This window comes from Chryseobacterium sp. PCH239, assembly GCF_018924625.1.
In the GTDB taxonomy this organism is placed as follows: domain Bacteria; phylum Bacteroidota; class Bacteroidia; order Flavobacteriales; family Weeksellaceae; genus Chryseobacterium; species Chryseobacterium cucumeris.
This window is the reverse complement of record NZ_CP073027.1, coordinates 3,864,612-3,878,483: the sequence shown is the minus strand read 5'-3', so window position 1 is coordinate 3,878,483 and position 13,872 is coordinate 3,864,612. Positions and strand designations below refer to the sequence as shown.

The window sequence follows — 13,872 nt, the reverse complement described above, 5'->3', positions numbered from 1 at the left end:
AAATGCAACTTATTTATTTCTAAATAATTACATTTTCTCTTTTTTATTTTTGTTCCTGAATTTGTTCCCAAACGTTTTATATTGTCTTCTGATTGACGGAATACAATTTAATTATAAATACCAATCTATTATTAACCATAAATGCCGATGAGCAAAGAATCATAGCACATTCAAATCCGCAGGAAACATACAGAATCCTTGATTTCAAATCCAGCTTAAACACCCTAATCGGGAAAGTTTGAAGAGAAAAAAAAATGACTTCAACCCAACAACAAAATATTATGCGACAGGTTTTGTCGCGTTGCAGATATAAATTTGTTTCAGGAATTATTTACAAAACAAAAAATCAATAAATTAGCAACTTTAATAAAAATACTTTTTGATGAAAAAACTTAATCTTTTAATGCTTTTGGCATTAACCCTACTTATGTTCGGCTGTAGGACTGAACTTTCAAGTGAAGAAACCAGTCTTACTCAATCAGATTTCAGGAAAACTATTAAACTAAAAGAAGCTTTAGCATTTAAAAACTATCTTGCTGAGCTAAAAAATAATCCTTCACATACTTACAGTAAAAACGAAGATTTTTTATCTTCATTATCCGATGATGCTACAGTAACAGTAATTACACAAAATAACGTTACTTCTTACAGCACTGTAGTCAGACATTTAAACAGGTCATCAGATGTTTTAGTATATAGTATTGATAATGAAAACAAAAGCATAGGATTTACAGCAAAATACCAACCTGCCGACTTAACAAAAAACTATCAGATTGATAATTTTACAGGAACTGTTGAATACACCTCTATGGACGGTAGACCAATGGGAACTAAACAACTCTCTAATGGCACGCCACTTCCTGACAAAGCAATAGGAGCAAAAACATTTGCAAATAAGATAGACTGCTCATTAAGCATTAGACTTATAGAGGTAAACTGTAATGGCGACAATCATTCTCCGTCTCAGTATGCACAATGTGTTGCAAGTGAAAAGCCTTATTACGTTGTAGAAATTACAGAGGTTTGTCCAAGTGGAGGACAGCCTCCAAAAGGATTTCCAAATATGGGATTCTATGATGGTGGTGGTGATAGTGGTGGCAGCACTACATCTAGTGAAATGTCAATCCAGGACAGCTTTAATTATATGTTGAACGAAGCTGGATTTCCAGAACTATCTTCTAATGAGTATACCTATATTCAAAACAACCAATACATAGGTGGGCAATTACTTTCTTATTTCTATAATAATTTAAATCAGAATAATACACAATTGCTACATTGGAGCATTAACTATTTTAATAGTTTGGGAAGTTTGGGAACAAACACAATTACTATATGGAAAGAATTTGAATCACAGTTAAATTTTGCTCAACAATTTTTTGCAAATAACCCCAACACTTCTTGGCAAAAGTTTGAAAATTGGTTTTTAACAAAGTCTGAAGGACCTGACGGAGAGCCTGTTGATAATCTTGATGATATCCTCAATACCATACAGTATCAGAATAAACAAATGCCAACATATTCTCAATTCGTAGGAGCTTTTCCAAAATTAGAATATCCAGGATATCCAGGCTATTTTAAGCAAATGCCAGCTTCTCAAATCTACCCCATGGTAGGTGGTAACCTCGAGTATTTATATAATAGCTCAGGTAAGGATATCGGTCCATATAGAAATGCATGTACTGTGAGATTTTCATTAGCAATGAATAGATTAGGATTTTACATACCTAACAATTCACTGAGCAGAAAGGGAGCAGATGAAAACGGACAACCTCGATATTATTATTTACAAGCAAAAACAGCAGGAGATTTTATGTCAAAAACATTTGGAAGTCCAACTCATATATTAGAAGGTACAGATGCTAATAATCCTGATAAAGTGGCAAAGTTTTTGGAAGGTAAAACTGGAATATATGTTATTGTTAATAATAATTCAACTACTGCTGGATATACAGGACATGTTGATTTAATCCAAAATGGACATATACCTGGGGGAGCAAATGCCAATAATGTTCCTGGCGGGATTAAATCAATCAGAATTTGGGAATTTAAACCTTAAAGTTAATTTAAAAATAAAAAAAATGAAAAAGATATTTTTAAGTCTTATCATCCTGACTTCTTGTGGAGTACAATCTCAAGAAAATTATTTAGAGGAAAAGAAAGAAGCAATTCAACTTATAAAAAAATTAGATTCTTTATATTTAAGCAAGGATGAAAAAGTAAATTCTTTATTTGCAAATAATATTCAGTGCAGTATTTGTGAGATTGAAAATGGATATGATAATCAATACATCATAGAAAACAAAAAATTTGTCCAAAATAATCTTCAAGAAGTAATAAAGTTACTAGATTATAAATTATTGAAAAATTCTAATTCAACTTTTACTAAACAAGGAACTAATTTTGTTTTATCATATTCAACAGCTAATCCCAATAAAAAAACAGAATTTGAAGGGGCATCTGCTATAGTTACATTAAAAAAAGAAAATGGAAATTTAAAAATATCTTCTATAGAAACTATACCCTAAGATTTAATTACAAATTTCTTTTAAGATAATATAAAAGTCTTTAAGCTAATAAAAAATGATTGGTTTTACCACAGACAGGTAAAACCAATCATTTTTTATTTTAGGCAACTTTGAAAAATTCATCACTACTCCATAGTGCTGAATGACTCAATTCATAGCAATATCTGGCGTTCAAGTATATTTTCAAAAATTTCTCTAACTTGCTCGTGCCTTTCAAGAATTCCATACTGCTCTTTTAAATCAGGAACGTTAGATAATAGATAAACTTTCACTTAAATCAAGATATTATTCTCTTTAAAAATTGATCAGTATAATCAAATATAAAGTTCTGCTTCTTCATTCATCATTTACACCAAATATAAACCACTGAAAACGAAAAGACTAAAGCGAAACAATCTAAAATGAAAGCTTCCGGTCCACAAAAAAGACTAAAAAAATGTTTTATCGTAAAGAATTTTATATATTTGCACCATCTAACAATTAAAAAAATAATTTACTATGTCAGACATTGCATCAAGAGTAAAAGCTATCATCGCTGATAAGCTTGACGTTGAAGAAACAGAAGTAACTCCTGAAGCTAGCTTCACTAACGATTTAGGAGCTGATTCACTAGATACAGTTGAGTTAATCATGGAATTCGAAAAAGAATTTAACATTCAGATCCCTGATGACCAAGCTGAAAAAATTACTACTGTAGGACACGCTATCGCTTACATCGAAGAAGTAGTAAATAAATAATATTCTTCAACAAAAAAAGAAATTAAACAAAGTTTATGGAATTAAAAAGAGTAGTTGTAACCGGATTTGGAGCAATAACACCAATAGGAAATAATGCAAAAGAATACTGGGAAAATCTTGTGAAAGGTGAGAGCGGTGCCGCTCCGATTACTCTTTTTGATGCCACAAACTTTAAAACTAAGTTTGCTTGCGAGGTAAAAAATTTCGATCCGTTACAGCATTTCGATAAGAAAGAAGCTAAAAAAATGGATAGAAATACTCAATTGGGACTTGTTGCTGCAAGAGAAGCAGTAGCGCATTCCGGCATTATTGAAGACAATGTAGATAAAAACAGAGTTGGTGTAATCTGGGGTTCCGGAATCGGAGGATTAGAGACTTTTGAAACTGAAGTGTTAGGATGGGCCAATACGGAAATTCCGAGATTTAACCCTTTCTTTATCCCAAAAATGATTGCGGATATCACTCCAGGACATATCTCAATTGAATACGGTTTCCACGGACCAAACTATACGACTGTATCTGCATGTGCATCTTCAGCGAATGCTATAATTGATTCCAAAATGCTGATCCAGTTAGGAAAAGCAGACGTGATTGTGTGCGGAGGCTCTGAAGCAGCCGTTACAGCAAGTGGTGTCGGTGGATTCAACGCAATGATGGCACTTTCTACAAGAAATGACGATCCTACAACAGCTTCAAGACCTTTTGACAAAGACAGAGATGGATTTGTGCTAGGTGAAGGAGCAGGATGTATTGTTCTTGAAGAATATGAGCACGCCGTAAAACGTGGTGCTACAATTTATGCAGAATTACTGGGAGGTGGTTTAAGTGCTGATGCACATCACATGACTGCTCCACATCCTGAAGGCCTTGGCGCTTATCTGGTAATGAAAAACTGTTTGGAAGATGCAGGCTTAACTGCTGATGAAGTAGATCATATCAACATGCATGGTACATCTACTCCATTAGGAGACATCGCAGAATCCAATGCTATTTCGAAATTATTAGGCGAGCATGCTTATGACATTCAGATTAATTCTACAAAATCAATGACTGGCCACCTTTTAGGTGCTGCAGGTGTTATTGAAGCTATCGCTGCATTGGGAACTATTATTCATGGTACTGTTCCTCCAACCATCAACCATTTTACTGATGATGAAAATATTGACAGTAGACTCAACTTTACGTTCAATACTGCTGTTAAGAAAGATGTAAAAGTAGCCATGAGCAATACTTTTGGATTTGGCGGGCATAATGCTTGCGTTCTATTTAAGAAAATCTAAATTCAATGAATGGAGTTACAGAAATACTTTTCTAAATTCCTTCTCAAAAAAAGAAAAAGACAATTAACGGAGAGAGAATATTTTCTCAGTACCGAGCTTAGAAAAGTTTTGGGTACAGAGGTACAGAATATCGCTCTTTACCGTGAAGCTTTTTCTTTGAAAAATTCTTCTAAAAATCAAGACAGTAATTACGAAAGACTTGAATTTTTGGGAGATTCTGTTTTGGGTACAATTATTTCTTGTCATTTGTTCCAGACTTACCCTCAGGCTAATGAGGGATATCTGACACAAATGAAATCTAAGATTGTTAATAGGAAAAACCTCAATAAATTAGGAGAAGATCTCAAGCTTACCAGCCTTTTGCAAAAGCAAAACAGCTCATCAGCTTTAGGAGAAAATATCTCTGGAAATTTGTTTGAAGCCTTAATCGGTGCCGTTTATTTAGACTTCCATTATGATACCTGTAAAAGGATTATTTTGGAAAAATTGCTGACCCCTTCCGAGATCAATAAGCTTGAAAACAAAATTGTAAGTTATAAAGGTCTCCTGCTCGAATGGAGTCAGAAGAAGAAGGTCAATATAAAGTACGAAACCTGCGAGGAAATACAGGCTAATAAATCTATCGTATTTAGATGCCATGTATGGCTGGGAGATGAAAAAATTGCTAATGCAACAGAGACTTCCAAAAAGAAAGCAGAGGAAAAAGCAGCACAGAGAGCATTTTATATTTTAAACAAAAAAGAAAATATACTTGGAAATTCAAAAACTTTATGATCTTGATGATATAGAATTTGAAGATATTGCCATAGGATTGGTAAGATTAGCCAAAGATGTACCTGCTCATGAGTTTTTCTACAAAATAAATCAAACCAACAACCTCAATTTTTCAAGAAAGAAAGATCTTGTCTTTCATGGAGGTTATTATGATTATTTTTTTCCAAGATTTGAGGCCTACCACAAGTATACGAAGACTTGTTTTACCTTCATTTCCAATAAATCTTCTGAAAGTAAGCAAAAAAAAATTCAGACAGAACTCTTTACAGAAGAAGAAAACATTAAATTTTTATTAAATAATCAGGTAGATGTGGAATATATTCTGCATAGTTCGGAACAGTTTCCTGATTTTTCCGTAATTTTGCTCCCTGAAAATCTTGTATTTCCAATTCAAGATTATACACTGAGTTCTGATGAGGAACTTTATCAAATTATCCAGTATTATGAATAAGTATTTAAAGAAGACAAAAATTATCGCAACACTAGGACCTGCTTCATCGTCGAAGGAGGTAATGTTAGATTTAATGAAAGCGGGTGTTGATATTTTCAGAATAAATTTTTCCCATGCAGATTACGACTTAGTTCGAAAAAATATTGAAATAATTAGAGAGCTAAACAATGAGTATGGTTATTCTGTAGGAATCCTTGGAGACCTTCAGGGGCCTAAACTGAGAGTGGGAGTTGTAAAGGAGGGATCTTACCTGAACCCAGGTGATATTCTTACCTTCACTAATGAAAAGATGGAGGGAGATTCCACAAAGGTATACATGACGTACCAACAGTTTCCACAAGACGTAAAAGTAGGTGAAAGAATCCTTATTGATGATGGGAAACTAATGCTGGAGGTTATCGAAACCAATGAAAAAGATACTGTAAAAGCAAAAACTATTCAGGGAGGTCCGTTAAGTTCTAAAAAAGGAGTTAATCTACCTAATACAAATGTTTCTCTTCCTGCCTTGACAGAAAAAGATGTTCAGGATGCTAATTTCATGCTTGACATGGAGGTAGACTGGATTGCTCTTTCTTTTGTACGTCACGCACAGGACATTATTGACCTGAAAGAATTAATTGCAAACCACCCGAACGGTAAATTCAAGACTCCTATTATTGCGAAGATTGAAAAACCTGAAGGTGTTAAAAATATTGATGAAATCCTTCTTGAATGCGACGGATTAATGGTAGCACGTGGAGACCTTGGGGTAGAAGTTCCTATGGAGGAAGTTCCTGCGATCCAGAAAAACCTGGTAGAAAAAGCAAGATTCTATTCCAAGCCGGTAATTATTGCTACTCAGATGATGGAAACCATGATCAACAGTTTAACACCAACAAGAGCGGAAGTAAATGACGTTGCCAATTCTGTATTGGATGGTGCTGATGCGGTAATGCTTTCCGGAGAAACTTCTGTAGGTAGATATCCGGTACAGGTTGTGGAAAACATGGCTAAAATTGTAAAAAATATCGAAACTACTCATTTCTACCAACACAAAAATGAGCCTATCGAGAAAGATTATAACTGTATTGATGAAAGATTCATTACCAACAGGGTTTGTCTTGCAGCAGTAAGAATTGCTAAAACAACCAATGTTTCTGCTATTGTAACCCTTACTCATTCAGGATATACAGCCTTCCAGCTTGCAGCACACAGACCCAACTCTCACATCATCGTATATAGTGGTAACAGAAGAGTAATTACAATGCTGAACCTTCTTTGGGGGTTCATGCCTATTACTATGATATGAAGAAGTCTACCGATGAAACGATCATCCAGGTCAATATGTTAACACATAACTATGGTTACATCGAAACCGGAGATTTCGTCATCAATATCAATGCTACTCCATCATATGAAGGTGGAAAAACGAATACATTGAGACTTACGACAGTATAAGCAATAAGCAAAATTACTTTTTGTAACAGCATAAAAAACTCCCGGAAACAAGTTTCCGGGAGTTTTTATTTTATAGTGTAAAGTTTACTGTTAACTTATAAATGGTAGTTTGTCATTCTGAACGCAACGAAGTGAAGTGAAGTGAAGAATCTCTGAGATTCCTTGTTTCCTCGGCATGACATTTTATCCTTTTAATTTCCTACAATCGTCTTAGCTGTTACAAATTCTTTTAAAGCCAGTAAAGACAATTCTGTTCCATATCCTGAAGCTTTTGATCCTCCAAATGGAAAACGTGGATCAGAACTTGTCATACGGTTGATATTGACTGTTCCAGATTCAAGGTTTTCAATGAAAAATAACTGGCGGTCTTTATTCTTAGTCCATACAGAATTGGAAAGTCCGAATGGAATATTATTGGCCAACTGTAAAGCTTCTTCATCATTTTTCGCAACCATCACCATACCGAGAGGTCCGAAAAGTTCTTCTTTTAAAATAGGATTTCCTTCCTGAACTCTGATTAAACCAGGATTAAATTCATTTTCAGAAACTCTTTCCAAAGGAATAATGATTTCAGCACCATTTTCCAATGCCCTGTTGAACTGAGCTTCCAATTCATCAGCAAGATCGGGTCTTGCCATTCCTGCCAGTTTGGTTTCTTTATCTAAAGGATCTCCAATCTCATATTTCTTATATTCTTCAATGAATATTGGTAAAAACGCATCTTCAATCTTTTCATCAATGATAAATCTTTTTGCTGCAGTACAGGTTTGTCCACAATTTTGAAGTCTGGATTTTGCTCCTGCTTTTGCTGCTTCCTCCAGATCCGCATCTTCGAAAATAATGAAAGCATCACTTCCGCCTAATTCAAGTAAAGATTTTTTAATATTTAAACCGGCAATTGAAGCTACTTCTCCTCCGGCTTTTCCGCTGCCTGTCAAGCTTACTCCTTTTACAGTATCATGTTCAAGGATTTCTTTTACAGCTTTATGTCCTACTTCAAGATTCTGAAAAATACCTTCAGGAAAACCTGCTTCCAGAAGTACTTCTTCAATGGCATTTCCACTTCCGAAACAAATTGAAGCATGCTTCAAAACGATTGTATTCCCAGCTAAAATCGCAGGAGTAGCAAATCTCAGCACCTGCCAGAAAGGAAAATTCCAAGGCATTACACCTAAGATTACCCCTTTCGGAGCATAATGAACTTCAGAATAAGAAAATTCTGATTCAACTTTTTCTGGTTTTAATATATTTTCAGCAGTGGCATAATAATTCATCATTAAAGCACACTTTTCCACTTCAGCAATAGATTCTGAAATGGGTTTATTCATTTCTGTAGTAATTATTTTCCCAAATTTCTCCGAATTATTCTTTAAAATTTCCGCTGCTTTTGCAATTAACTTCTGCCTTTCCTCAAACGGCACTTTTCTCCACACTGAAAACGCTTTATCTGCTTTAATAAGCTTGCTTTCAATTAATTGTTCCATAATATAAATTTCTGTTTTAAATTCAGCTAATGAATTTATGAGCGCTTTTATTTTAAAAGCACGGTGAAATCAGCAAATTCCATTCCTTAAGGGTTAATAAAATAATGATTTTCTCTATCGGAAGAATATAACTTTATCTTACATCATTAGCCATTCATTTACAAGACATGCTGCCAGTCTTGCTGTTCTGTCCTGGATATCGAAAGAAGGGTTAACTTCTGCCACATCCAGCGCCACCAATTTTTTATTTTTTAAGATATGCCTGTAAAAATGCATAAATGCAGCATCTGCAAAGATACCATTATAAGCAGCAGCCGAAACTCCGGGAGCGATTGATGCATTAAAAACGTCCATACAAATTGTTAGATAGGCATAATCTACATTGTCCAGCAATTCATCAATACGCTGATAGATGGAGGTCAGGTTTTCAAAAAATAATTCGTCTGCCAGAATATATTTCATTCCATGCTGATGAGCTGTATCAAAAAGCTTAAGTGTATTGGAGTTTCTCTGAATTCCGATATGCAAAGAATTAATGGGACCTTCCTGGGCAATCTGCCAGAATCCGGTTCCTGAGCTTGGCCCTACTCCATTTTCTGGTTGTCGGTTATCGAAATGGGCATCAATATTAATAATTCCAATTTTTTGTTCCGGGAAGGCTGTTTTAACGCCTAAATAATGAGCATAGGTAACTTCATGTCCTCCGCCCAAAACAAGGGATTTTCCTCCTTTTAGAAGGACTTTTGAGACATTTTTAGCAAGATTATTCTGAGCGTTTTCCAGATTACCGTCTTCACAGGTAAGATTTCCAAAGTCCAGCAGAGAAAAATCCGGAAGAATTACCGGAAAATTAGACATATTTTTCCTGATCACATCAGGAGCATCTTTCGCTCCCTGACGGCCTTTATTTCTCCTTACTCCTTCATCCACAGCAAAACCATGCAATGCAAAATCTCCTGCAGCAATATTGTCGTAATTACGTTCTTCTTTAACTCTTTGAAATAATCTGTGATAGAGAAGTTCTTCTCCGTCCAATCTGCCTTGCCAAATAGTACTCATTATTCAGTCATTTGCCTATTGTCTGTTCTTCAATCGATTATGATTGAAGAACAAATATTGTTAATTTATAATTTTATATCAGATTTCCATCAATATAAACCTGTTCTGCTTTCAGGCTTCCCTGGTTATACAGTACATTCTGGAAATTATTGGTTTTGAAAGTGACAAAATCTGCCTTTTTCCCTACTTCCAATTGTCCTCTGTCTTCAAGATTCAATGCATAAGCAGCACGGAAGGTCATCCCGGCCAAAACTTCAGCTGTAGTAAGCTTTTGGAAGGTGGCTAAAATAGAAGCCTGAGTAATTAAATTTCCCATTGGGGCAGATCCCGGATTCCAGTCACTAGCAATGGCTACAATAGCGCCTGCATCTAATAATTTTCTTGCCGGGGTAAATTTCTCACCCAATCCTAAACTCGCTCCAGGAAGGGCTGTTGCCACCGTATCGGATTCTGCCAGAAACTGAATATCTTCATCTATTGTGGCTTCCAGATGGTCTGCAGACTTCGCTCCTACTTCTACGGCAATTCTTGAACTTCCAGGGGTAAACTGATCTGCGTGAACCGTAATTTCAAAACCTAATTCTTTTGCTTTAAGCAAGAATTCTTTACTTTCTTCCGGCTGAAAAGCAGACTTTTCAATAAAGATATCTACTCTATTCGCTAAGCTTTCTTCTTTTACTTTTGGCAAAATTTCGGTGATGATATATTGCAGATATTCGGGATTGCTTCCGTCAAAATCTCTTGGTTTTAAGTGGGCTGAAAGACACGTTGGAACTAAAGTGGCTTTGGTTACATTCTGTGCTTTTTTAATAATTCTAAGCATCTTCAACTCGTTTTCCACATCCAGACCGTATCCACTTTTCACTTCAATGGTCGTAATTCCCAGATCAATCAAAAAGTTGATTCTTTCTCCTAAAGTTTTTAACAATTCTTCTTCTGAAGCATTTCTTGTATGCTGTACGGAACTCCAGATTCCACCACCGCTTTCCGCAATCTCCAGATAGGTTTTTCCTGCATTACGCATGGCAAAATCATTCGCACGGTTTCCTCCGAAACAAATGTGGGTATGTGAATCTACAAAAGCAGGAAGAACAATCTGTTCTCCTTCAATCTGTTCGATTTCTATGGTAGGATTTTCTGTTTTCAATGTTTCAAAATTTCCAACTTTCCTGATGGTATTCTGATCTACTACAATTCCTCCGTCTACAATAATTTCCAGCTGCTCATCAGAAATTTTTCCTCTTAAGGGTAAGTTGGCAAGCGTTACCACCTGTTTAAATGGGCCTATTAATTTCATTAGTTTAAAGTTAATGCGATGTTTAGATGTAAGCTGATCCATTTTATATCAAACTCAATTTTCCAAACATTCAAAATTTCATTAATTTTTATTAATAATTTCTTCTCTCAAAAATACTTAAAATATCCCAATTATTTAAATCTTAGCTGTTCTCATTTTCAACCCTGGCTTAAACCTCTCTATCAATCTCAACGTTTTCTCAATCTGCCCTTCAACCTTTGTCTAAATTTGCTATCTTTGAGGTAAATGAAATGAATTAATGCCAGATTTTTTACATCCAGATAAGGAAAACTACTCACGAGAGGAGCTGATGCAGGAAGAACAGATCCGTCCACAGAGCTTTAAAGATTTTGCGGGGCAGAGAAAGACGCTGGAGAACCTTGAGGTTTTTGTTACCGCTGCGAAAAGACGTGGAGGAGCATTGGATCATGTTTTATTACATGGTCCGCCGGGGCTTGGTAAAACGACTTTAGCCAATATTATTGCTAATGAACTTGGGGTAAACTGCAAGGTTACTTCGGGTCCTGTATTGGATAAACCCGGAAGTTTAGCTGGTTTACTTACCAATCTGGAAGAAAATGATGTTCTTTTCATTGATGAGATTCACCGTCTTTCTCCTGTGGTAGAGGAATACCTGTATTCTGCAATGGAAGATTACAAGATTGACATTATGCTGGAAACAGGCCCTAATGCCAGAAGTGTACAAATAGGGCTAAATCCTTTTACTCTCGTAGGTGCTACGACAAGAAGTGGTATGCTTACAAAACCAATGCTTGCCCGATTTGGAATTCAAAGCAGGCTGGAATATTATTCTATTGAACTTCTGTCTATGATTATTCAGAGAAGTGCAAGGGTTTTAGGCGTAGTTATATATGAAGATGCAGCAATAGAAATTGCAAGAAGAAGCCGTGGAACGCCAAGGATTGCGAATGCATTACTAAGAAGAGTACGTGATTTCGCTGAGATCAAAGGGAATGGTGAAATTGAAATCAAGATTACAAAATATGCTTTGGACTCTTTAAATGTGGATGAATTTGGTCTGGATGAAATGGACAATAAAATTATGCGCGTCATGATTGAAAACTTTAAAGGAAAACCAGTTGGTATCTCGGCTCTTGCAACATCTATTGCTGAAAATCCGGAAACCCTGGAAGAAGTATATGAACCATTTTTGATTCAGGAAGGGTTTATTATCCGTACTCCGAGAGGGCGAGAAGTTACTGATAAAGCTTACAAACATTTAAACATTACAAGACCTAAAAACCCGGGAGAGTTATTTTAATTCAAAGTTTAAGGTTTAAGGTTAATGAGAATTGATTAGTTTATGTTTATACCTAAATTATACAGAAGTGAAGATTACGATTTGATGAGAGAGATTATCAAAGAAAATTCTTTTGCTTTACTGATTTCTTCTGTCGGTAAGATACGGGCTACTCATTCTATGATGATGCTTAATGAAGATGATCCTGAAAATGCCTATATTGAAACTCATATTTCAAGAGCTAATCCCCAGGCCAAAGCCTTACAAAATGGTGATGAAGTTCTTTGTGACTTCTTAGGGGCTCATACTTATATATCCAGCAGCTGGTATGATCATATCAATGTTTCCACCTGGAATTATGAGGCAGTACAGATTCACGGAAAAGTTGAAATAATGAATCATGATGAGCTATATGCTCATTTGGATAAATTAACGTCCAAATATGAAAGTTTTCAGCAATGTCCCATGATGGTAAAAGATATGGGAAAGGAATTTGTGGAAAAGGAAATGAAGGGCGCTTTTGGGATTAAAGTTATTCCAACTGAAATCTTTATCAAGCAAAAACTTTCTCAGAACAGAAAAGAGGATGATTTTAACAACATCATTACTCAACTTGAGCAATCTGATGATAACGCGAGAAAAATTGCAGAGAAAATGAAATTAATAAAGAAATAATCAAAATATACATATGAAGTTATATCCAATACAATGTGGAAAATTTAAACTGGACGGCGGTGCTATGTTCGGAGTCGTCCCGAAGAGTCTGTGGGAAAAAACGAACCCGGCAGACGAAAAAAACCTGATTGAGCTGGGGACACGTTCTCTGCTTATTGAAGATGGAAAAAAACTGATCCTGGTAGACTGTGGTCTTGGTAACAAACAGGATGATAAATTCTTCGGTCACTACTCTCTTTGGGGAGATGATACTCTTGATAAGAATCTTAAAAAATATGGCTTTATAAAGGAGGACATTACGGATGTATTCCTTACTCACCTTCACTTCGATCACTGTGGTGGAGCGATAGAATGGAATGACGATAAAACCGGATACAGACCTGCCTTTAAAAATGCTAATTTCTGGACGAATGAAAATCACTGGCAATGGGCAACAGAACCCAATGCAAGAGAAAAAGCAAGTTTCCTGAAGGAAAACATTATGCCAATGCAGGAAAGCGGACAACTTAACTATTTGCCACTTCCTACTACCGGAAACTACGGTTTCGCTCCTGATCTTAAAATGGACGTTATCTTTGTAGACGGACATACAGAAAAACAAATGCTTCCGGTCATCCAGTATCAGGAAAAAACTGTTGTTTTTGCGGCAGACCTTATTCCTACAGCAGGACATATCAACCCGGTGTATGTGATGGGATATGACACCAGGCCTCTTTTAACAATGGAAGAGAAAGCAAAGTTCCTGAAGCAATGTGTAGACAATGAATATTTACTGTTCTTTGAACACGATGCTCATCATGAGCTGGCAAGTCTTAAAATGACCGAAAAAGGAGTGAGACTTGATGAGACGTTTAGCTTTAATGATGTTTTTGGATATTAATTTTTAAT

Annotated in this window: 12 protein-coding genes and 1 pseudogene; 10 read left to right on the top strand and 3 right to left on the bottom strand. The window is 35.7% G+C overall.

All coding sequences use genetic code 11. The features are described 5' to 3' along the window. Positions 1-382 precede the first annotated feature (382 nt). From KBP46_RS17890 to pyk, 7 genes and pseudogenes are all read left to right on the top strand, one after another. Complete coding sequence (locus KBP46_RS17890; protein ID WP_216443819.1) at positions 383-2,059, top strand: T6SS effector amidase Tae4 family protein; 1,677 nt, start codon at positions 383-385, stop codon at positions 2,057-2,059. Positions 2,060-2,081: 22 nt separating this feature from the next. Further along, positions 2,082-2,528 (top strand): hypothetical protein, encoded by a 447-nt coding sequence (locus KBP46_RS17885; protein WP_216443818.1) that lies wholly within the window; start codon positions 2,082-2,084, stop codon positions 2,526-2,528. Between the two features lie 498 nt (positions 2,529-3,026). Continuing rightward, positions 3,027-3,266 (top strand): acyl carrier protein, encoded by a 240-nt coding sequence (locus tag KBP46_RS17880; protein WP_002976354.1) that lies wholly within the window; start codon positions 3,027-3,029, stop codon positions 3,264-3,266. A 35-nt stretch (positions 3,267-3,301) separates the two neighbouring features. After that, positions 3,302-4,546, top strand: a complete 1,245-nt coding sequence (fabF, locus tag KBP46_RS17875; protein WP_062675800.1) for a beta-ketoacyl-ACP synthase II — start codon at positions 3,302-3,304, stop codon at positions 4,544-4,546. A 9-nt stretch (positions 4,547-4,555) separates the two neighbouring features. Further along, the gene (gene rnc, locus KBP46_RS17870) at positions 4,556-5,320 is read left to right on the top strand and encodes a ribonuclease III (RefSeq protein WP_062675799.1); all 765 of its coding nucleotides are present in this window, start codon (positions 4,556-4,558) and stop codon (positions 5,318-5,320) included. Further along, a complete protein-coding gene (locus KBP46_RS17865; protein WP_034693113.1) occupies positions 5,298-5,771 on the top strand; it encodes an IPExxxVDY family protein in 474 nt (157 codons plus the stop codon). Before rnc ends, KBP46_RS17865 begins: the two co-directional genes overlap by 23 nt. Next, a pseudogene (pyk, locus tag KBP46_RS17860) lies at positions 5,764-7,208 on the top strand (pyruvate kinase). The gene KBP46_RS17865 and the pseudogene pyk overlap by 8 nt, the downstream one beginning before the upstream one ends. Positions 7,209-7,399: 191 nt before the next feature. On the opposite strand, the gene KBP46_RS17855 reads toward pyk, so the two are convergent. From KBP46_RS17855 to hutI, 3 genes are all read right to left on the bottom strand, one after another. Then, positions 7,400-8,692 (bottom strand): aldehyde dehydrogenase family protein, encoded by a 1,293-nt coding sequence (locus KBP46_RS17855; RefSeq protein ID WP_216443817.1) that lies wholly within the window; start codon positions 8,690-8,692, stop codon positions 7,400-7,402. Between the two features lie 138 nt (positions 8,693-8,830). Then, positions 8,831-9,751: a formimidoylglutamase gene (gene hutG / locus KBP46_RS17850; protein WP_123279070.1), complete on the bottom strand. Its 921-nt coding sequence runs from the start codon at positions 9,749-9,751 to the stop codon at positions 8,831-8,833. Between the two features lie 73 nt (positions 9,752-9,824). Beyond that, positions 9,825-11,048, bottom strand: a complete 1,224-nt coding sequence (gene hutI / locus KBP46_RS17845) for an imidazolonepropionase (RefSeq protein WP_062675918.1) — start codon at positions 11,046-11,048, stop codon at positions 9,825-9,827. Positions 11,049-11,307: 259 nt separating this feature from the next. Between hutI and ruvB the strand changes: the two genes are divergently transcribed. The 3 genes from ruvB to KBP46_RS17830 are packed head-to-tail and all read left to right on the top strand — an operon-like array spanning position 11,308 to position 13,864. Then, entirely contained in the window at positions 11,308-12,330 is a 1,023-nt protein-coding gene (ruvB, locus tag KBP46_RS17840) for a Holliday junction branch migration DNA helicase RuvB (RefSeq protein WP_062675795.1), read from the top strand. Positions 12,331-12,372: 42 nt separating this feature from the next. Next, the gene (locus KBP46_RS17835; RefSeq protein ID WP_062675794.1) at positions 12,373-12,984 is read left to right on the top strand and encodes an FMN-binding negative transcriptional regulator; all 612 of its coding nucleotides are present in this window, start codon (positions 12,373-12,375) and stop codon (positions 12,982-12,984) included. Positions 12,985-12,997: 13 nt separating this feature from the next. After that, entirely contained in the window at positions 12,998-13,864 is an 867-nt protein-coding gene (locus KBP46_RS17830) for an MBL fold metallo-hydrolase (protein WP_062675793.1), read from the top strand. Positions 13,865-13,872: the final 8 nt, after the last annotated feature.